General features: G+C 71.7%; 20 protein-coding genes. 13 read left to right on the forward strand and 7 right to left on the reverse strand.

Annotated elements, in window-relative coordinates; translation table 11 throughout:
* Positions 1-110: 110 nt before the first annotated feature.
* The 8 genes from EV139_RS02950 (at position 111) to EV139_RS02985 (ending at position 7098) form a co-directional block, all read left to right on the forward strand.
* Positions 111-833, forward strand: coding sequence for a TetR/AcrR family transcriptional regulator (locus EV139_RS02950; protein WP_130452798.1), 723 nt, complete (start codon positions 111-113; stop codon positions 831-833).
* 16 nt (positions 834-849) lie between these two features.
* Entirely contained in the window at positions 850-1941 is a 1092-nt protein-coding gene (locus tag EV139_RS02955; RefSeq protein WP_130452799.1) for a zinc-binding dehydrogenase, read from the forward strand.
* A 101-nt stretch (positions 1942-2042) separates the two neighbouring features.
* A complete protein-coding gene (locus EV139_RS02960) occupies positions 2043-2663 on the forward strand; it encodes a HEAT repeat domain-containing protein (RefSeq protein ID WP_241988947.1) in 621 nt (206 codons plus the stop codon).
* Positions 2664-2873: 210 nt separating this feature from the next.
* Positions 2874-3794 carry a phosphate/phosphite/phosphonate ABC transporter substrate-binding protein gene (gene phnD, locus EV139_RS02965; RefSeq protein WP_130452800.1) on the forward strand — a complete coding sequence of 307 codons (921 nt, stop codon included), beginning with the start codon at positions 2874-2876 and terminating at the stop codon, positions 3792-3794.
* Positions 3791-4666 carry a phosphonate ABC transporter ATP-binding protein gene (locus tag EV139_RS02970; protein WP_241988948.1) on the forward strand — a complete coding sequence of 292 codons (876 nt, stop codon included), beginning with the start codon at positions 3791-3793 and terminating at the stop codon, positions 4664-4666. Before phnD ends, EV139_RS02970 begins: the two co-directional genes overlap by 4 nt.
* Positions 4647-5525: a phosphonate ABC transporter, permease protein PhnE gene (phnE, locus tag EV139_RS02975; protein ID WP_130452801.1), complete on the forward strand. Its 879-nt coding sequence runs from the start codon at positions 4647-4649 to the stop codon at positions 5523-5525. The genes EV139_RS02970 and phnE overlap by 20 nt, the downstream gene beginning before the upstream one ends.
* Positions 5522-6364 carry a tyrosine-protein phosphatase gene (locus EV139_RS02980; RefSeq protein WP_130452802.1) on the forward strand — a complete coding sequence of 281 codons (843 nt, stop codon included), beginning with the start codon at positions 5522-5524 and terminating at the stop codon, positions 6362-6364. Before phnE ends, EV139_RS02980 begins: the two co-directional genes overlap by 4 nt.
* 2 nt (positions 6365-6366) lie before the next feature.
* Positions 6367-7098 (forward strand): TetR/AcrR family transcriptional regulator C-terminal ligand-binding domain-containing protein, encoded by a 732-nt coding sequence (locus tag EV139_RS02985; RefSeq protein WP_198677424.1) that lies wholly within the window; start codon positions 6367-6369, stop codon positions 7096-7098.
* Positions 7099-7126: 28 nt separating this feature from the next.
* Here the strand turns inward: EV139_RS02985 and EV139_RS02990 are convergent, their stop codons facing one another.
* Positions 7127-7582 carry a VOC family protein gene (locus tag EV139_RS02990; protein ID WP_130452803.1) on the reverse strand — a complete coding sequence of 152 codons (456 nt, stop codon included), beginning with the start codon at positions 7580-7582 and terminating at the stop codon, positions 7127-7129.
* A 136-nt stretch (positions 7583-7718) separates the two neighbouring features.
* On the opposite strand from EV139_RS02990, the gene EV139_RS02995 reads away from it, so the two are divergent.
* Positions 7719-8075 carry an META domain-containing protein gene (locus EV139_RS02995; RefSeq protein ID WP_237465816.1) on the forward strand — a complete coding sequence of 119 codons (357 nt, stop codon included), beginning with the start codon at positions 7719-7721 and terminating at the stop codon, positions 8073-8075.
* Positions 8076-8198: 123 nt separating this feature from the next.
* Here the strand turns inward: EV139_RS02995 and EV139_RS03000 are convergent, their stop codons facing one another.
* Positions 8199-9956 carry a 2-isopropylmalate synthase gene (locus EV139_RS03000; protein WP_241988953.1) on the reverse strand — a complete coding sequence of 586 codons (1758 nt, stop codon included), beginning with the start codon at positions 9954-9956 and terminating at the stop codon, positions 8199-8201.
* A gap of 351 nt (positions 9957-10307) precedes the next feature.
* On the opposite strand from EV139_RS03000, the gene EV139_RS03005 reads away from it, so the two are divergent.
* Complete coding sequence (locus EV139_RS03005) at positions 10308-10976, forward strand: FadR/GntR family transcriptional regulator (protein WP_130452805.1); 669 nt, start codon at positions 10308-10310, stop codon at positions 10974-10976.
* The gene (locus tag EV139_RS03010) at positions 10973-11776 is read left to right on the forward strand and encodes an ABC transporter ATP-binding protein (protein ID WP_130452806.1); all 804 of its coding nucleotides are present in this window, start codon (positions 10973-10975) and stop codon (positions 11774-11776) included. The genes EV139_RS03005 and EV139_RS03010 overlap by 4 nt, the downstream gene beginning before the upstream one ends.
* Positions 11777-11813: 37 nt before the next feature.
* Here EV139_RS03010 and EV139_RS03015 read toward each other — a convergent pair whose 3' ends face one another.
* From EV139_RS03015 to EV139_RS03025, 3 genes are all read right to left on the reverse strand, one after another.
* Positions 11814-14936 carry a hypothetical protein gene (locus EV139_RS03015; protein ID WP_130452807.1) on the reverse strand — a complete coding sequence of 1041 codons (3123 nt, stop codon included), beginning with the start codon at positions 14934-14936 and terminating at the stop codon, positions 11814-11816.
* A complete protein-coding gene (locus EV139_RS03020; RefSeq protein ID WP_130452808.1) occupies positions 14933-15673 on the reverse strand; it encodes a hypothetical protein in 741 nt (246 codons plus the stop codon). The genes EV139_RS03015 and EV139_RS03020 overlap by 4 nt, the downstream gene beginning before the upstream one ends.
* 158 nt (positions 15674-15831) lie before the next feature.
* Positions 15832-16284 carry a YdeI/OmpD-associated family protein gene (locus EV139_RS03025; RefSeq protein WP_130452809.1) on the reverse strand — a complete coding sequence of 151 codons (453 nt, stop codon included), beginning with the start codon at positions 16282-16284 and terminating at the stop codon, positions 15832-15834.
* A 48-nt stretch (positions 16285-16332) separates the two neighbouring features.
* On the opposite strand from EV139_RS03025, the gene EV139_RS03030 reads away from it, so the two are divergent.
* Both EV139_RS03030 and EV139_RS03035 read left to right on the forward strand, forming a co-directional pair.
* Entirely contained in the window at positions 16333-16971 is a 639-nt protein-coding gene (locus EV139_RS03030) for an SOS response-associated peptidase family protein (protein WP_130452810.1), read from the forward strand.
* Positions 16972-17025: 54 nt separating this feature from the next.
* Positions 17026-18432: a dipeptidase gene (locus EV139_RS03035; protein ID WP_130452811.1), complete on the forward strand. Its 1407-nt coding sequence runs from the start codon at positions 17026-17028 to the stop codon at positions 18430-18432.
* Between the two features lie 129 nt (positions 18433-18561).
* Here the strand turns inward: EV139_RS03035 and mscL are convergent, their stop codons facing one another.
* Positions 18562-19041: a large conductance mechanosensitive channel protein MscL gene (gene mscL, locus EV139_RS03040; protein WP_130452812.1), complete on the reverse strand. Its 480-nt coding sequence runs from the start codon at positions 19039-19041 to the stop codon at positions 18562-18564.
* Between the two features lie 113 nt (positions 19042-19154).
* A complete protein-coding gene (locus tag EV139_RS03045; RefSeq protein ID WP_130452813.1) occupies positions 19155-20015 on the reverse strand; it encodes a DUF4190 domain-containing protein in 861 nt (286 codons plus the stop codon).
* Positions 20016-20146 lie beyond the last annotated feature (131 nt).

Here is a 20146-nt window from a genome sequence, read left to right on the forward strand (position 1 = left end):
GGTACCTGAGACGGATCCGTGTTCCGGAGCATTGACCTAGGGTGCTCGCCGCACGCACCTCGCCCCCGCACTTCATGGACACCTGTCCATGAAAGAGGTATCCTGATGGCATGGCAGATCCGGCACGCATCTCAGCTCCCACCGGATCCGCACGGGCGAAATCAGGTGGCGCGGCCCCGGGCACCCCGGCCCGCTCGGCCGGCGTAGCCCCGGCGGCCCCGGCCGGCCCGCCCGCACCCGTGACGCCCAGCGACCCCCGCAGCGCCGCAATCCACGCGAAGCTCTACGCCGCGGCGGAGGCGCTCGGCGCGAGCGGCGCGGCGTTTTCTGTTGCGGGGCTCACCCGCGAGGCGGGGGTGAGTCGCTCCGTCTTCTACGTACACTTCGCCGATCTGCGCGATTTCGCGCTGCACCTGCAGCAGACCCGATTCCATGAGATCGCCGCGGCGGCCGAGGTCGAGCGCGGTGCCAACGCGAGCGAGGCGATGCTGCAGGCGAACCGACGCCTCGTGGCGCACTTCAGCGCGAACCGGCAGCTCTACCGCGCCGTGTTCGCGCTGGGCGGCACCTCCGACGCGCAGCGCGGCACCGCCGCGGAGATTCGCGCCGCGCTGCTGCGGCACATCTCGATCGCCGCAACGCTGCCGCCGGGGATCGCGGCCGAGCTCGTCGCGAGCTATTTCGCGTACGCGGTGACGGGGATCCTCGCCGACTGGCTCAACGATCCCGCCGCGACCGACGAGGAGTCGCTCGCGCTGCACCTGTTTGCGCTGCTTCCGCCCTGGCTCTACGGCGGGTCACTGTCCAGCGTCGGATCCACCGACGGGGATTGAATAAGAGGAGAACACCATGAAGGCATCACTGGTCCGCGAGTTTGGCAAGGGGTTTGAGATCGCGGACGTGGACATTGCGGCCCCGGTGGGTCGCGAGGTGCTGGTCGAGGTCAAGGCATCGGGTCTGTGCCACTCTGACGAACTCGCCGCGAACCACGATCTCGGCTACACGCCGCCCATGCTGCTCGGCCACGAGGTCGCGGGCGTCGTGACGCAGCTCGGCCCGGACGTCACGCAGTTCGCGGTCGGCGACCACGTGGTCGGCTGCCTCGTGCAGTACTGCGGCGCGTGCGACAAGTGCCTGCAGGGCAAGGTCAGCCTCTGCCTCAACCCGGGCGCAACGGTGCGCGCGGAGGGTGAGGCACCGCGCCTCACCGAGAACGGCGCGCCGGTCGCGCAGGGAATGGGGCTGGGCGGGTTTGCGCAGCAGGTGCTCGTGCACGAGAACCAGCTCGCCGCAGTGCCCGAGGAGATGCCGTGGCCGCAGGCCGCGCTGCTCGGCTGCGGCGTGGTCACCGGCGCGGGCGCGGTGCTCAACACCGCCAACGTGCAGCCCTCCGACACCGTCGTGGTGATCGGGCTCGGCGGCGTGGGGCTCAACGCCATCAACGGCGCAATCACGGCGGGGGCCGCCACGATCATCGCGATCGACATCGCCGACGACAAGCTGGACCGCGCCAAGGAGTTCGGCGCAACGCACGTCATCAACTCGAAGACGAGCGATCCGGTCGCCGAAGTGCTCGCGATCACGGGGAACGGCGCCGACGCCGTGTTCGACTTCGTGGGAGTGGGCCCGGTCACCGAGCAGGGTCTCAAGATGGTCGCCCCGGGCGGCGGGCTCTTCCTCATCGGTGTGCTGGATCCGAGCGCCACGATCCCGGTGTCGTCGATCGATATGCTCACCAACCGGCGCCGGATCGAGGGCGTCTACATGGGCTCGACCACCGCCAAGCGCGACATCCCGCTGTTCGCGAAGCTCTACCTTGAGGGACGCTTCGAGCTCGACTCGCTGGTGTCGAAGGAGATCTCGCTCTCGGAGATCAACGAGGGCTACGCCTCGCTGAAGGATCCGAAGATCGCGCGCGTCGTGGTGACCGACCTCTCCTAGGCCGCCCGTGGCCCGCGGTTCAAGCGATCCGCGGGCCACGCCCCGTCGCGCGCCCGTGGCGGGCGGAGCGGCTACGGTGGGTTCTAAAGAGAGGACCTCACGTGGACCCGCACGATCCCGCCCAGCCGGACACCGCACTCGCACTCGCGCTCGCCGCCGACGATCCGCAGCACCGCCTGCAGACGGCGATGCGGGCGGGCACCTCACCGAAGCCCGGCGACCTCGCGATCCTGGTCGCCCGGTGCGAGGTGGAGCCAGATTTTCAGGTGCGCGAGATGCTGACCTGGGCGATCAACCGGCACCCGGCCGACGCGGCGCTGCCCCTCGTCCTCGCGCAGCTCAGTTCGCCGGTCCCGCTGGCGCGCAGCCAGGCGCTGCACACGCTCTCAAAGATTGGCGACCCCGCCGCGTGGCCGCACGTCACCGACGCGCTGCTCCACGATGCAGACGACGAGGTCGCGCGCACCGCGTGGCGTGCCGCCGTGGTGCTCGTCCCGTACGGGGCTGAGGAGGAGCTCGCCACGAGGCTCGGCGCCGAGCTCGGCCGCGGGTCGTTCGAGGTGCAGCGCAGCCTTGCGCGAGCGCTCGGTGCGCTCGGGGAAGCATCTGAACAGCTGCTGGAGCGGGCCACGCGCAGCGGCGACGCCGCGGTGCGCGCGCACGCGACCGCGGCGCTGCGGGTGCTTGAGGATCCGGAGAGCACCTTCTACCTGGACGCCTAGGGCGTCGCCGCCGGCCCGCGCCCGGCCCGTGTCTCACGCCCGGCCGGCGCCGCGCGCCGTGTGCGTTGCCGCCGGCGCCCGCGTTCACCCACTGTTCGCTGGGCGTTCGGTTCGCGGTACGGCGGTCTCGTAATTCCCGGACACCTTCCGGAGCTTGAATACAGGTGATCTCGAAATTCCGGGATCCACCGCTCGCTTCGAAAGGTCACCATGCGCCGCCTCACTCTCCCCGTCGCTGGCATGCTCGGCATCGCCGCTCTCGCCCTCACCGGCTGCCAGGCCGCAGACACCGCGGCTTCCGGCGACAGCGCCGCCGCGGTCGTCGACCCGACCGCGCCCATCACGATCGCCACACTGCCCGTGTCCGACGATCCCACGCAGGCGAACCCGATCGACGCGCTCGTTGAGCTCCTGGAGGCTGAGACCGGGCGCCAGGTCGAGGTCACGGACGTGCCCGACTACCTGAGCGTGGTCGAGGCGATCCGCGCCGACCACGTCGACATCGGCATCATGAGCGGCTTCCCGTCGGCGCTCGCCGTGAACACCGGCGAGGTCGACGCGCTGCTCGCGTGGAAGGGGAGCGAGGAGCCGGTGTCCACCTGCGTGGTGCTCGACGGCTCCCCGGTCACCACCCTTGAGGACCTGCGCGGCAAGACGGTCGCGTTCGCCGATCAGGCGTCGAGCTCCGGCTACTTCATGCCGGTCTACATGCTGCACGAGGCCGGCCTTGAGCAGGGCACCGACTACGAGGCGATCTTTGCCGGCGGGCACGAGGGCAGCTTCGCCGCGCTTGAGCAGGGGCAGGTCGACGCGGCCTGCACCGCGATCATGCTCACCGAGATGGGCGCTCCGATGTTCCCGTTCGCGGCGGGCGAGTGGCGCGGGATCGGCGAGAGCCCGGCGATGGACGTGATGGGCACCGTGCTCGCGCGGCAGTCCCTCGACGACGCCACGCGCACGCAGCTTGAGGAAGCGATCCCGAAGGTGTTCGCCGAGGAGAACGCGGAGGCGCTCGCCGCCTACAGCTCGTTCATCGGCCTTGACGTTGAGATTGCGCCGAAGCCGTCGGTGTTCGAGTCGTTCGCCGACATCGCCGAGGTGGCGGGCGTGAAGCTTGAGGATCTCAAGTGAGCGTCGTCGCCCAGCCGGTTGCCCCAGTCGCGCCGCCCGTGAATACCGCCCCGCGCATAAGCACCGCTGAGCTGCGCACGGCCCTCCCGCTCGTCTCGGTGCGCGGTCTCCGCGTGGCCTACGATGAGCGCCCGGTGCTCGACGCGGTCGACCTCGACCTGTTCCCCGGGGAGATAGTCGCGCTGCTTGGCGCCTCGGGCTCGGGTAAGTCGACGCTGATGAAGAGCCTCACGGGGTTCGCCCCGGTGAGCGCCGGATCGGTGCGCGTCGCCGGGCACGACCTCACGAACCTGGGCCGCGGCGAGCTGCGCGGCCTGCGCTCCGAGGTGGGGCAGGTGTTTCAGCAGTTCAACCTGATCCCGCGCCTGAGCGTGCTCACCAACGTGCTCACCGGCGCCCTGCACGGGGCGGGCGCGATCAACCTGGTGGGGGGATTCTCCACCGCGCACCGGCAGCGGGCGCTTGCGCTGCTCGACCGGGTGGGGATCGCGCACAAGGCGAAGGATCCGGCGCGGTCGCTCAGCGGGGGGCAGCAGCAGCGCGTCGCGATCGCGCGGGCGCTCATGCAGCGGCCGCGGATCATCCTCGCCGACGAGCCCGTCGCATCGCTCGATCCGAAGCTCGCCGGCTCGGTCCTGGAGCTGCTGCGCGAGATCGCGGTGGAAGACGGCATCCCGGTGCTCGTCAGCCTGCACGTGCTCCCGCTGGCGCGCGAGTACAGCGACCGGATCGTCGGCCTGCGCGGCGGCGAGATGCTCGTGTCCGGGCGCACCTCGTCGCTCTCGGCCGGAGACCTCGCGGTGCTGTACGAGAGCGCGGACGAGGATCCTGACGCGGCGGGGGAGGCGGCGCATGCCCACCACGACGCCTGATCGCGTGCGCGCGGGCGAACCCGCCGCGCGCCCGGCCCGGCCAGGCGCGGCGGCCCCGCCCGCCCTCGACCCCGCCGAGCGGGCCCGCCTCGAACGCGCGGTCTCGGTGCCCCGGTCGCGCTTCCTGCTGGGGATCCCGGTGGCGCTGCTCGTGCTCGTGTGGTCGTTCAACGGCGCCCAGTTCAACTTTGCGAAGCTCGGCGAGGGCACCGTGAACATGGGGGAGTTCGTCTCCCGCCTGTTCCCGCCGGACTTCTCGAAGTTTGGCAAGATCGTCGAGCTGCTCATCGAGACGTTCCAGATGGCGATCGTCGGTACCGTGCTCGGCGCCGTGCTCTCGCTGTTCGTCGCGTTCGCGGCGGCCTCGAACATCGCGCCGAGGTGGCTCTACTACCCCGCGCGCTGGGTGATGAACATCATCCGCTCGGTGCCGGACCTGGTCTTCGCGCTCATGTTCGTCTCCGCCGTCGGCCTCGGCCCGTTCGCCGGCATCCTCGCCATGACCCTCGGCTCGATCGGTTCGATCGGCAAGATCTTCGCGGAAGCAATGGAGTCCGTCGACGAGGGGCCGATCGTCGCCATGCAGGCGGTCGGCGCCTCCAAGCGTCAGGTAATCCAGTACGGGGTGCTGCCGCAGGCCGCGCCGCTGCTCGTGTCGTACTTGCTCCTGCTCTTCGAGGGCAACGTGCGGGGCGCCACGATCCTCGGCCTCGTCGGCGCCGGCGGCATCGGTCTCGAACTCACGACCGCGATGCGCATGTACGACTACGGCCACCTCAGCGCCATCATCATCTGCATCGTCGTGCTGGTCACGGCGATCGACCAGGGCAGCGCCCTCATCCGAAGGAAGATCACATGACACACGCCACACTCACCACCGTCCCGGCACCCGCCACCGCGCCCGCGGCGTCCGCACCGAGCGTCCCGGCTGTTCAGCTCGCGCTCAGCGCTCCGGCCAACCTGCGCGACCTGGGCGGCGTCGCGATCGCCGGTGGCCGCCTCCGCCCGGGGCTCGCGATCCGCGCCGACGACCTCGCGACGATCACGGAGGCCGCCGCGGCAGGTCTCGTCCGTGACGGCCTCGCCGCGGTCATCGACCTGCGGTCGCCGCTTGAGGTGGGGATCACGGGGCGCGGCCCTCTCGCCGGGTACCCGCTCGCGTACCATCACGTCCCGCTGATCGCGAACGTGGGCGCGACCATGCCCAAGGAGGCGCCGCAGCTCGATCACGCCCACATGGGCGAGATGTACACGGGCATGGTGGAGACCGCGGCACCGCAGCTGGTCACCGCGCTGAACATCATCGCTTACGCCCCCGGCGTCACAGCGTTCCACTGCGCCGCCGGGCGGGACCGCACCGGGGTGCTCGCCGCGGTGCTGCTGCTCGCGCTCGGAGCGAGCGACGCCGAGATCGTCGCCGACTACGCGCGCACGGGCGCAAACATGGTGGCGATCATTGACCGCACGCGGCCCGTGATGAGCGCGATGTTCGCGGCGCTCGACATTGCGTACGACCCGGCCGACGCCGGCGGATCGGGCGGCATGGGCGGCCTGCTCAACAGCGGGATGGAGTCCTCGATGCGGATCCTGCTCGACGGTCTGCGTGAGCGCCACGGCGACCCGCTCGCGCCGCTGCGTGCCGCCGGACTCGGCGACGACACCATCGCTCGGCTGCGCGAGCGGGCCCTCGGGCAGTGACGATGACCGCGGGGGCGACTGCCCCGGTCGGCACCGCCCCGGTCGGCGACCCGGCCGCGCCAGCCGCGCCAGCCGCGCCGTCCGCTCCGGCGGGCCCTGCGCCGGCCGGGGCGGGCCGGGCGAGCGGTGCGGCGCGCCGGCCCGGCCGGCCGCGCGACGAGGAGCTCGACGCGAAGCTCATCGGGGCCACGCTCGCGCTCATCGACGCGGAGCAGGAGGTCACCGTCTCCCGGGTGCTCGCCGGCAGCGGGGTGAGCCGCGCCGGGCTGTATCGCCGGTGGCCCAGCCTCACGTCGCTCATCGCGGCGGCCCTCGACGTGGGCCGCGCCGTGCCGGCGGAGGTCCCGGTGTCGGGGGAGCCCGCGCAGCTGCGAGACGGCATCATGGCGATGCTGCTCGGGGAGCCCCACACGGTCGTGCTGGGCAACTACTCCGAGGCGCGCTTCCGGCAGCGGATCCGGCTCGTGATGGCGGATCGGGAGCTGCAGCGCACCTACTGGGACTCTCACGTGCGGCTGCGCCGCGGCCCGGTCGAGCGCGCGCTCGCGGCGGGGGTGCGCCTCGGGGTGCTCCGCGCCGAGCTCGACGTGGCCGCCGCGTTCGACAGCATCGCCGGGATCGCGTACTACCAGATCGTGGTGCGCGGGGAGAGTCTCGACGCCCCGGAGACGCGCGCGCGGGTGCGGGCAGGGCTCGACATCGTGTGGCGCGGGATGCGAGCCGCCGCCGAGTGAACGCCGCACTCCCGGAACGGGCGGCCGGTCAGCCGATCGCGCAGAACTCGTTTCCCTCGGGGTCCCGCATCACCCACCAGCGGCCCGCGGGTCCCTCGTCGACGAACGTGAGCCGCGTGGCGCCAAACGCCTCCAGGCGGTCGGCGAGGGCCCCGGGGTCGCCGCTGCCGTCGTGCACGTCGAGATGCAGGCGGTTCTTGCCCTGCTTCGGCTCGGGCACGGACTGGAACAGGATCCGGCGGCCCAGCCCGGCGCCGGTGAACGCGTTGAACTCGTCGTCCGGGTGGCGCACCGCCGCGAGCGTGGCGAAGCGCTCGCTGCCGAGGTGCGTGACCACGGCCGACGCGGGGAGCTGCTCGGTGCGGAGGAGCTCGGCGACGAGCGGCGTCGGATCCTCTACGAGGTACTCAAGCGCGGCGGCCCAAAAGTCTGCCTGCGCGTGCGGATCCACGCAGTCGACGACGAGTTTCACGTGCAGTGCCATGGCCCCAGGCTACGCAGCCCGGACGGGAAGCGGAAGGGCCCGCCGCGAGCGTCCCGCCGCCGCGCTCCTCGATACACTGCTCAGAGCAGAGATCCTGCCGAGACAAGCCCCGCGTTTCCGGGAGAGAAGAGTCAGAATGCGCCGCCTACCGATGCTCACCACCACGCTTGCCGCCGCCGCGCTCCTCGTGCTCTCCGGGTGCTCCGCGGCTCCCGCGTTCACCGGCACCTGGTCGGGCACCGGCGAGAACGCCCCCAGCCTGGAGATCTCCGAGGACGGCGCGTTCGCCGGTACCGACGGCTGTAACCGTATGGTGGGCTCCGGCGAGGTGGCCGAGCAGAGCTTCGAGTTCGGGCAGTTCGCCACCACGCGCAAGTTCTGCGAGGGCGTTGACACCTGGCTGTCGCTCGCGGGCAGCGCAACCGTCGACGGCGACACGCTCACGGTGCTCGACGCCGACGGTGCGGAGCTCGGCACGCTCACCCGCGGCTAGCACCCCCGCGCCGCCCGCGGCAATTCGCGCGGGAGATCCGAGCTCGCGCAGGAGGAATCGTGCGATTTCGCCCCGCCTGAGTTCGGATCTCCTGCGTGAGCGCCGCCCTGGCGCTGGCGCTGGCTACGGGCGCGCCGCGTTTGCCGCGCGGATCACCGCGGCGAGGCTGGCCGAGAGCACGGAGGTCGAGGCGCCCGCCGCCCAGCGCGCGGTGCCGGCGGCGTCGCGGTACTCGATGAGCGTGAGCGCGGTGCTCGCGGCTCCGGATCCGACGCTCGTCTGGTGGAGACCCAGCACCTCGATCCGGATCCCGCGCTCGTGCAGCGCGGCGACGAGCGCCGCCACCGGGCCGCCCGCCGCGAACTCGTGCGTGCTTGCCACACCGGCGACGCTGACCGTCACCCGGGTGCGGGCATCACTTTCCGCAGCGCCGCTCGCGCCGCCACCCGCACCCCCGCCCGCGGTCTCGTGCGCGTCGAGCGTGACGATCGCACCGGCCGCCTCGCCCGCACCGGCCTCGCCCGCTCCGGCCGCGCCACCGCCGGAGCCCAGAAACTCCCGCTCGAACAGCGCCCACAGCTCGGCGGCGTCGACCTCGGCGCCGTGCGCGTCGGTGTGCGCCTGCACGCGCCGCGCGAGCTCGATCTGGAACCGCCGCGGCAGCTCCACGCCGTACGCCTCCTGTAGCAGGTACGCGATCCCGCCCTTTCCCGATTGCGAGTTCACCCGGATCACCGCGTCGTAGCTGCGCCCCAGGTCTGCGGGGTCCACCGGCAGGTACGGCACCCGCCACTCGAGCTCAGACTCGGCCACGCCGCTCGCAGCCGCGCGCGCCCGGTGCTCGGCGAAGCCCTTCTTGATCGCGTCCTGGTGGGTGCCGCTGAACGCGGTGTGCACGAGGTCGCCCACGTACGGGTGCCGCGGGTGCAGCTCGATCCGGTTCGCGTGCTCAACCGTGCGGCGGATCTCGTCGATGTCGGAGAAGTCGATCATCGGGTCGATGCCCTGCGCGTGAAGGTTGAGCGCGAGCGTGGCGAGGTCCACGTTGCCGGTGCGCTCGCCGTTGCCAAAGATGCAGCCCTCGACGCGCTGCGCTCCGGCGAGCACCGCGAGCTCGGCGCAGGCGATTCCCGTGCCGCGGTCGTTGTGCGGGTGCACGGAGAGGATCACGCTGTCGCGCCTGGCGAGGTTGCGGTGCATGTACTCGATCTGGTCGGCGTACACGTTGGGGGTCGCGATCTCGACGGTCGCCGGCAGGTTGAGGATCACGGGCCGATCCGGCGTCGCGTCCCACAGCGCGGTCATCGCGTCGCACACCTCCAGCGCGTAGTCGGGCTCCGTGAGGTTGAACACCTCGGGGGAGTATTCGAAGCGCACGTTCGGGGCGTCGCCCGCGAACTCGAGTACGTCGCGGCCGCCGGCGAGGATCAGCTCGGTGAGCGCCGCCCGGTCTTTCCCGAGCACGGTGTCGCGCCAGGTGGGGGCTGTGGCCGTGTACATGTGGATCACCACGGGATTGCGGATCCCGCGGAGCGACGCGACCGTGCGCTCGATGAGGTCGCGCCGCGCGGGAGTGAACACGACGATCGTGACGTGCTCCGGCGCGAGGTCGGTCTCGGCGATGAGACGCACGAAGTCGTAGTCGGTCTGCGAGGCCGAGGGATAGCCCACCTCGATCTCCGTGTAGCCCATGGCGACCATGAGCTCGAAGAAGCGGCGCTTGCGCGCGGGGTCCATGGGCTCGGCGAGCGCTTGGTTGCCGTCGCGCAGGTCGACGGGCACCCAGAGCGGCGCCCGCGTGAGGCGGGCGCTCGGCCACGCGCGCTCGGTGAGAGGGATATCCACCCGGGCGTACGCGTCACGGTAGCGGTGCGACGGCATCTGGGAGCCGCGCTGCCGGTTCCAGTGCGGCGCGCCGGCGGGGATCGGGCCGGCCGGGGTGCTGATGCCCGAGAACCCGGCCCCGGGGACGGCGGGATCGTGGCTGGCGGGACGGGGGTGCGGTGCGGTGCTGGTCATTGCGTGCCTCCTGGGCGGTGAGTCTGCGGTGACCGGCGCGCTCGACTCCACGGCGGGGAGCCGGTCGATCAGGCCCCGCCGTGGCGACGAAGGAGGAGGGCGCGCGACTGCATGGGGCAACCGTAGCACAACTCCTCAGACAAGTTGAGGAGTGGTACGATTTTAGGACGGCGCCGTTGGGCGCCTCGACGCGCCACTGACCCCGGAGGACCGATGGAACCGCTTCGCCGCGCCCCGCTCGCGGACCAGGCTGCCGAGCTCCTGCTCGCCCGGATCCGCGCCGGTGAGTGGGCCCTCGGACAGAAGCTCCCGGGAGAGACCACACTCGCGCCGCAGCTCGGCGTCGGCCGCTCCACCGTGCGCGAGGCAATTCGGCAGCTCGCCGGTCGCGGCGTGCTCGCCTCCCGCCAGGGGGCCGGCGTTTTCGTCACCGCGCTCGACGCCCGCGAAGACTGGGACGCCGTGCTGCTGCGCTCGGGGATTGTCGCCGTGCTCGAGGCGCGTGCCGCGATTGAGACCGAGGCCGCCGCGCTCGCCGCAGCGCGCCGCACGCCCGCCGACCTCCGCGCGATCCGGCGCGCGCTCGCGGGCCGCGGCGAGCGCCGGACCGAGATCGCCGCGCACGTTGACGCGGACACCGCGCTGCACCGCAGCATCGTCGCCGCGGCGCACAACGAGATCCTGCTCGAACTCTTCGACGGCTTCACCCCGCGGGTGCGCAAGGCGATGATCGAGATGCTCCGGATCCGCGCAGACTTCGGCAGCGACTCCGATCACGCGGCCCACGAGGAACTCGTCGCGGCGGTCACCGACCGCGACGCCGACCGCGCCGCGAGCCTCAGCCGCGCCCACCTGCGATCGCTCACGGAGGCTCTCACATGACCGACACCGTCATCGAACTCAGCGACGTCGACTTTCGCCGCAGCGGCGTCGAGATTCTGCGCGGGATCACCCTCACGGTGCGCGCGGGGGAGCGCTGGGCGCTGCTCGGGCCAAACGGCGCGGGCAAGAGCACGATTCTCGGGTTCTGCGGGGCGCAGACGCACCCGAGCTCGGGGACGGCGCACGTGCTGGGGCACCGCCTCGGCAGGGTCGACATGCAGGCGCTGCGGCACGAGATCGGGCACGTGAACCCGCGGCACCCGCTCGGCTCGGCGCTCACGATGCGCGAGGTGGTGCTCACGGGGCTCACCGCCACGATCGAGCTTGCGATGCGCTGGGAGCCCACTGCCGCGGACCTGGCCAGCGCCGACGCCGCGATCGATCGAGTAGGCCTGGGGCACCGCCGCGACGCGCGATGGCCCACCATGTCGCAGGGGGAGCGCGGGCGCGCGCTCATCGCTCGCGCGCTCGTCGCGGCGCCGCGCCTGCTGCTGCTCGACGAGCCGACGACCGGGCTCGATGTCGCCGCGCGCGAGCAGTTTCTCGAGACCGTGGACGCCCTCGCGGAGACCGATCCGGAGCTCACCACGATCCTCGTGACCCACCACCTCGAGGAGCTCCCGGAGAGCACCACGCACGCCGTGGTGATCGCGCACGGCGAGATCGTCGCGGCCGGCCCGGTCGCTGAGGTGGTGACCACCGAGGTGATCTCGCGGGCGTTCGAGCACCCCATCAGGGTGTCGCGAGCCGACGGGCGGTGGGCGGCACGCGCCGGCCGCGCGGCACCCCGCGCCGCCTAGCCCGCGCCCGACCCCACCGCCCGCGCCCCGCGAGCCGCTAGATCCGGAACTCCCACTCCTTGCTGAACAGCGTCAGCCGCCAGTTCAGGTTGAACACCGTGAACTCGAGGATCTTCCAGCGGATCAGCTTCAGCTTCGCCTCGCCGATCAGCCCGAGGTCGGCGAACACCGCCACCTTCGCCTCGATCTGCCGCAGGTCGCTCGGGTGCGCGGCCGCCTCGCCCTGGACCCCGGCGCGCGCGAAGAGCGTGAGCTCCGGCCCCGCGAATCCGTAGATCTTGCTGTCGTAGGTGACCTCGGGGCCCACCGCGACGAGTCCGGCGAGCGAGAGCGTGGTCGCCTCGCCGAGCGGCGTGAAGATCGGGCTCGGGTAGACGGTCTTCGGATCGTTCTTGATGCGGCGCAGCCCCAGCTCCGACGAGTATCTGAAGCCGAACTGGTCGGTGCGCGAGACCCCGATCAGTGGCACCTCGGCCTGCGCCTTCATCTCGGCCGAGACGCCCACGCTGATCTTCAGCGCGTTCGTGATCACGATCGGGACCGGGCCGACGAAGAACGAGACCGTGGGCAGCCCGACGGCCGCGATCTGTTGCCTGAAGTTGAAGCGGTACTTCATCTCGAAGTAGATCTGAGCGGCCGCCTGCGCCTTGAGATCGGTGGTGAACTGGACCGTGAAGTCGTTCACGTTCACCCCCGTCGGAATCACCTTCCACTTGAACTTGAACGAGACGTCGAGCACAATGTCGAGCGAGACGGAGACCTGGCCGGAGGCCTGGATCGCGATCGCGGCCTTCGTTGCGAGCTTCGACCGCTTCGCCTGCTCCTGCTGCTCCTCGTCGTCGCCCGTCTGGTTGCGGAAGTTGAACTTGCCGTTCTCGTAGGCGATGAGCAGGTTTGCGTCCACCCCGAACGACCAGCTGCGGTGCAGCTCGGCGCGGAGCTGCTGCGCCTCCGCGCAGTCAGCCGGCGAGGGGACCGGGGTGCCGGCGACGGGGCTGAGCCACTCGCCGTCGTCGCCAATCTCCTCGCCCGTGGGTTCCTGGCCGTCGGCACCGGGGAGCCGGCACTCGAGCTCGAACTGGCTCGGGTCCACGTCGTAGTCCGCGGGGTCGAGCTCCAGGTCGACGTCGTCGCCCGTGAACAGCTCGGCGTTGGTGCCGCCCACGCCCGGCGCCGACTCGAACGAGTCGGCCGGGATATCCGGTCCAAAGTTGCCGTCCTCGTCGGCGACCGCGTAGCTCGCGGTCATGAGCTCCGCCCCGTCGCCGGAGGCTGCCGGGAGGTCCTCGACCTCCACGCCCACGCCGTCGGTGAACTCGAAGGTGCCGTCGACGTCTGCCTGGTAGATCAGCTCGGCGAGGCTCACGGTGCTGGTGTCGACCAGCCAGGCCCCGTCAACGAGGTTGATCGCTGTGACGCGGCCGAGGAATCCCTCGGGGGTGCCGGGGGTGGCATCGCTCAGCACGATGTCGCCGGGCTCGAGCGCCGGGGGTGTGGTGAACGAGATCCGGTGCTCGTCGAGCTGCACGAAGTCTGGGCGTGCCGGATCGGTGTTGAGCACCTGCGCCTCGTGCGTGACGACGGTGTCGTCCTCGTCTGCGGTGCTGACGGTCAGCGTGACGCGGTCCTCCGCCGCGGCGCGCTGTGGCTCGCCGCGGTCGAACACGCTGGCGATGTAGTCGAAGTCGCCGTCCTCCGGGGCGGCCGCCGTGAACGACCAGGTGACCTCGTCGGAGCCGTAGTTGAGCTCGGCGGTGCCGATGAAGCCGTCGCCCGGCGCGCTGGGCGAGCTGATCTCGATCCGATCGATCGAGTTTGAACCGGCGGTGACGGTGCCCTCGAGTGTGAAAGCACCGGTCTCGCTGATGTTGACGGAGTCGAGGTCGCGCGGGGCAGTGATCTGCACCGTCGGCTGCTCCTCGGTCGGCTGGGCGACCGGCTCCGAGAGGAATCCGCCGAGCGGAAACACGCGCACATCCGCCGCGCCACGGCGGATGGTGAGCTGGGCGTGCTCGCTGCGCACCGGAACGAGGGCGAGCTGCGGGGCGGCACCGGCTGTCGCGTCGACCGCGATTCCCTGCGCGCGGCCGCGCGGCGTGGCCGCCCACTCAAGCGTGCTGGTCTCGGCCGCCGGCGTCGTCCGCGTGCTCGGCTGGGCCGAGACGAGCGCGAGTTCGTAGCCGATGTCCTCCTGGTCGCTCAGCTGCAGCCGGGTCGCCTTGGCCCCCGCGCGGAGCTGGGCGGTGGCCTCTCCCACCTCGGTGCTTGCCACGTAGCTGCCAGTGCTGTTCGAGCGCGAGAGATCGCTGGGCGCCTCGGGCACCCAGCCGAGCACGTCGGCGCGGAGCGCGCCGCTGGCGCCCCCGGCGAGGCTCGCGAGCACGCCGCCGCGGGCGTCCGGCTCAACGACGGTGGTGACCACCGAGCGCCCAGCCGGCAGCGGGAAGCGCTGCTCGGGGCCGAACTCAAGCTCGGCGGCAGCGTCGAGGGTCACGTCGAGCGAGACGTAGACGCTGCGCACCTGCGTCGCCGGGACGCCGCCCTCGCCGGTAAGTCCGAACCACAGCGGGTCCGCGGTGAGCGCGGAGCCGCCGAGGCCCGCCCCGGTGTCGGCGCGAGTCGCCGGGGACTCGAGCGCGATGGTCGAGCCGGGCGCGTCGACGCTACCGCTGAACGCGGCGAGCAGCTCGACGCGCACGGGGACTGCCTGGTCTGCCCAGAGCGAGACGTTGCCGGCGCTTGCCGGGAGCAGCGTTGTGGCCGAGGCGGTCGTGCCGGCGGCCGCGGCGAGCACCGGCGTGCCAGCCGTGTCGGCCGCCCCCGTGAAGACCGTGACGGCGGCGTCTGGCTGAGTGACCGTGACGCGCACCAGGGCGGCGCGCTGCTCTGAGCCGAGCCCGGCGACGGCAACTCGGGTGGCCGGATCCGTGCTCAGGGCGTCGCCGCGGCCGAGCGTCGACTCGACGGCGGGGACGCTGCGCGGGGTGGGCGCGAAACCCGGGGTGCTCGCCGCCGTGATCGTCGAGGCGTTCTCGAGCGCGTCGGCCGGCATGGCGAACGCGGGGGACGGTGCGATGAGCAGTGCGAGCGCCGCGGTGGTGACGCCGGCGATCAGCGACGTGGCGCGGCGCGCCGGGCCGCTGGTCCGATTCCGGATCATGCGTCAACCCCCGAGTTCTGGCCGCCGCTGGTGCGGCGGCGCGCGCTGATGGCGAGCGCGGCGCCGGCGCCGAACAGCGCGAGTGCGCCGACGATGAGTGCCACGGGCGCTGCCCCGCCGGTCTGCGACAGGGTGCCCCCGTTGGTCGCCGCTGGGGCTGCCGTGCCGGAATCCGTGTCGGAATCCGTGCCGGATCCGCCATCGCTCGCCCCGTCAGATCCGCCCTCGCTGGAGCCGTCGGTACCGCCGTCGCTCCCGCCCCCGAGCACCGTCTCGAGCGTGATCCACCCGTCCATGCCGGCGTCCGCCGGGTCGAGGCGCACGGCGCGGTGCACGGCGTCCTCGATGATGGTGCCGTCCGCTGCCGCGAACGTGATCGCGAGGTCGGCCGTGACCGCGCGGTCGGTCGTGAACCGCGCGTCGAGCGCGCCAGCGCTCGCGGGGAAGCTGGCTCCGATTCCGGCCGGGGTGCGCGCTGCTGCGGCGTCGAGCCAGCCGGCGCCCTGCTGCACCGAGAGCGTTACGGCCGCAGCGGCCGCGGCGTCGCCCTCAAGGTCGAGCCAGACCTCGGCGGTGTCGGCCGGCGCGGTGACCGGCTGCGGGGCCGCGTGCGCTGCCGGCGCCGGCGCGAACGCAGCGGCGGCCATCGCTACGGCGCCGATCGCGATGAATCCGAGACTGAGGGATCGACTGGGTGCCCCGCGCCGTGCGCGGCGGGGCCGGGTAAAAACGTGCATGCACCGATACTATCGAGATATGTGGACGTAGTCCAAACTTGGCCCGAGTCCCTCAAGGGGCTCACGTGGCTCGTGGTCTCAGGAGGCTCGGGAAACTCGGGGAGCTGCGGGAACCTCGGGGCGCGGGAGCGTTTCGAGCGCGACCCGGCTCAGCGATTCTACGCGCGAGGCTCGGGCCGCAGCTCCGCGATCGCCGCCGCGATCCGGCGCTCGCGGGTTTCTGGTCGCTTCGCCTCGGCGATTCCGCGGGCGAGCTCCTTCCGCCGCGTAAACGAGAGCGCGTCGAACGCGTCGCGCAGCCCGGGATGCGCGACGAGGGCGTCGGCAAGCTCCTGCGGCACATCGACCGTGCGCTCGGCGGCGTCCAGCTCAATCTGTGCGGTGACCGTATCGCCGATGTCCACGCCGAGCTCGGCGCGCGCGGCCTTCGAGAGCCCGATGAGGTTGCGCCCGCCCATGCGCGCGAGTCGCAGTCGTGCCGTGCGTGAGCCGATGGTGACGCGCACCGCTGCGCGGCCGCCGCCGCCCAGGGCCGTGACCTGCGCGTCGCTCAGCTCGATCGCCGTTGCGGGCCCCTGCGGGGCAAGCTCGGTTTCGATGCTGAGGGTCATGCGGTAATCGTACTCCCGCTCGGCCCCGCCACGCCCTAGAGTGAGCCTATGTGCGCCAGCTACGGCCTCGGGGGTGGCCCTCACGACCTCGAACTCACCTTTGATCTGCCCGCAATGCACGAGCCCGAGAGCCGGGCGGTGCTCGCCGAGTGGGCGCGCGAGCAGCACAGCACGGCCCGCATCACCGGCCGCAACGCGCGCAACCTCAACCCGCTCATCCACGCGGGCTTCGGCGCGCCCCGCGTGGACCTCGCGTGGTGGTGGCTGCACGTGGGTGGCGCGCCCGCGAAGTTCTCGGCGTTCAATGCCCGCGCAGACACGCTCACGCGCAAGTGGCGCGACCCGCTGCAGCGCCGCGCGATCATCCCGGCGAACTGGTACGTGGAGAAGGGGCACACCTTCGCGCTCCCCGGCGACGAGCTGTTCGGGGTGGCGGCGATCGTCACCCCCGTGGCGCAACCGGGTGGCGAGACGCTGCTGAGCTACGCGATGGTGACGCGCGACGCGCTGGCCGAGGCGGCCACCGTGCACGGGCGCATGCCGCTGATCCTCGCCCGCGAAAGCCACGACGCCTGGCTCGACCCGCAGCGGCCCGGTGACGACGCCCTTGTCGCGACGGTGCTCGCTGCGTCGGACCCGCTCGCGGCGACGGCCACGGTCATCGCCGCGCCACCGGCGATAGTCTGAGACCACAGTACGAGGGGGAGCGGCGCGCGCCGTCCCCGGGGAAGGATCACGCACATGAGTCAGGATCAGAGCGCCATCGAGTCCGGGATCCGCGCGACGGTCGCCGCGCAGTTTGAGCGCACCATGGGGGACCTCGCGGATCTTGTCCGCATCCCCTCGGTGTCGTGGCCGGCGTTCGACGCGGCCCACGTTGCGCACAGCGCCGAGGCGATCGCCGCGCTGCTGCGCGAGACGGGCGTCTTCGACGTTGTCGATATTCGCCGCGCGCCAATTGCAGGCGGCACTGAGCTCGGTCAGCCAGCGGTGGTGGCGCGGCGCGAGCCGAAGCCGGGCAAGCCGACGGTGCTGCTCTACGCGCACCACGACGTGCAGCCGCCCGGCAAGGATGAAGACTGGGATACCCCGCCCTTCGAGCCGACCGAGCGCAACGGTCGCCTGTACGGGCGCGGCGCCGCGGATGACAAGGCCGGCGTGATGTCGCACCTCGCGGCAATCCGCGCGTTCGCGGCGGCGGCCGAAGCCGAGGGGCGCGAGCTCGACCTCGGCATCGCTCTGTTCATCGAGGGCGAGGAGGAGTGGGCCTCGCAGTCGTTCGGCAACTTCCTGCGCGAGAACCGCGATCTGCTCGCCGCCGATGCGATCATCGTTGCCGACTCGAGCAACTGGGACTCCGAGACACCGGCGCTCACGGTGGCGCTGCGCGGCGCGGTCGCGTTCAACCTGCGCATCGCGACTCTCGACCACGCGTCGCACTCCGGGATGTTCGGCGGGGCCGTGCCAGACGGGATGCTCGCGGCCGTGCGCACGCTCGACGCGCTGTGGGACGCAGACGGCGCCGTCGCGGTGCCGGGCCTCGTGACCGCGGACCTCGACCTCCCCGAGTACGGGGAGGAGCGGCTCCGCGAGGAGGCGGGCCTGCTCGACGGCGTGACCTCGATCGGCCGCGGCGAGATCCTCTCGCGGCAGTGGGCGCAGCCGGCAATCACCATCACCGGCATCGACGCACCCGACGTTGCGAACGCATCGAACACGCTGATCCCCAGCGTCCGCGTGCGCGTGAGCGCCCGGATCGCGCCGGGGCAGGATCCGGCCGCCGCGTACGCCGCGATTCAGCAGCACCTGCGCGACCACGCGCCGTTCGGCGCGCAGCTCAGTTTCGAGGACCCCGACTTCGGTCAGGCGTTCCTCGTGGACACGAGCGGCTGGGCCGTCGCCGAGGTGCGCGGGGCAATGGCCGATGCGTGGGAGCGCGAACCCGTAGACATCGGCGTGGGGGGCTCCATCCCCTTCATCGCCGAGCTCGTTGAGGAGTTCCCCGCGGCGCAGATTCTCGTCACGGGCGTCGAGGATCCGGACGGCCGCGCGCACAGCCCCAACGAGTCGCTGCACATCGCCTCGTTCAAGAAGTCGGTGCTCACCGAAGCGCTGTTCCTCGCGCGCCTGAACGACCGCGAGGTCTAGGCGTCAGACTCCGGGCGTCTCCCGCGGGACGCCCGGAGCCTCTGCCCACGCCCCGGTGCGGCGCACCGGATGAAACACCTGAGGCCCCGGACGCACTGCGTCCGGGGCCTCGGCCGGTTCTGGGTCGCGCTAGTGGCGGTGTGCGCCCGGGGTGTCCGTGCCGGGGTCGGCCGCGGGCGTCGCTGCCGGGGCAGCGGCAGCCGCCTCCGGGGGAGCCGCCTGCGCGCGCAGCAGATCACGGATCTCGGCGAGCAGCTCCTGCTCGGTCTCCGCCGTGGGCTCGCTCTCGGGCTCGCCGGCGACCTTGAGCGTCGCGTCGCGCAGCTTGTTCATCGGCAGCACGAACACGAAGTACACGACCGCGGCGACGATCAGGAAGTTGAGCACCGCGCCGATGAGTGCGCCAAACGCGATCGCGCCGCCGCCCGGCAGCCCAACCACGAGGGCGTCGTCGAGCGAGTCGGCCTTAAACACCATGCCGATGATCGGGTTGATCAGCGAGTCGACGACCTTCTGCACCACCGCGTTGAACGCGGCGCCAATGACGACCGCCACGGCCAGATCTACTACGTTCCCGCGGAGCAGGAACTCCTTGAACCCCTTGAACATTCGTCTCCCCTTCACTGAAGTCTCTGGCATCTACGTTAGCGGGAGCCGTGCACAGACACACAGAGCCCCGCGCGAAAAACTCGCGCGGGGCTCTGTGTGCGGTGCTGCGGAGACTACATGCAGGCCATCGCGTCCTCGAACATTGCCGTGGTGAAGCCGCTCATCAGCTCCTCGTCCGGGGTCACGGACGTGGGATCGGCCGCGAGCTTCGCGAACTCTTCGTAAACGGCGCGGTTGGGGCTGTCGATCGAGCCGAGCTTCGTGTAGGCGGCGAGCATCGCGTCCATCGACTCCGCGCTGGTCGACTCTTCAGCGAGCGCGGTGAGATCCTCGAGCGCCGCGCAGAACTCTGCCGAGCGGGGCAGATCGGCGGTCTCGCTCTCGGGGAGCAGTCCGCTGTCGTCTGAATCGAGGTCGCTCGTGTCGGGCAGGCTCGACTCGAGCTCCTCGAGCGAGCTCTGCGACTGCGAGATCGAATCGCTCGCGATCGAGGCCGCCGCGCCCGCGAAGACGATCAGGCTGATCGTGGCGATCACGGAGATTGCGAGGCTCACGTAGCCGATGATCGTGCCGGCGAGGGCCAGGCCGCGGCCGCGTTCGCCGGTGCGCTTGATCTGCGACAGCGCGATGTGGCCGCAGATGATGCCGACGATGTTGAACAGGATGCCGCCGACGAGGGCGATCACTGAGAGCGTGTTCAGCGGGGCCTGCTGCGGCGCGCCCTGGTAGGGGGCGCCCTGGTACGGTGCGCCGGCCGGCTGGCCGTCGAGCGGCGGGGCCGGGGGCGCCGCGGCGTAGGCGGGAGCCAGCGGGTATGCGGGGGCCGCCTGCGGGGCGGCGGGTGCCTCGGGGAACGCCGGGGCGGGCTGCGCGGGCGCCTGCTCGGAGGCGGGGAGCGCGGTGGTCGGCTGCTCAGCCTCGGGCGCCGCGTTCGGCTGCGAGGGATCCGGGGTGGGCTGGGTGGGGTCAGACATGACGAGACACGCTCCTTGAAAGGGGGATCGGGGCGGCGGAGTTCTCGGCCGGGTGCGGCGCAGAAAAATCACAGCGGGCACCACAGTGGTGTGACACCGCCTCCAGTGTACCCAGACCGTTCAGTGCATCG

The organism is Leucobacter luti, assembly GCF_004217175.1.
GTDB lineage: Bacteria > Actinomycetota > Actinomycetes > Actinomycetales > Microbacteriaceae > Leucobacter > Leucobacter luti.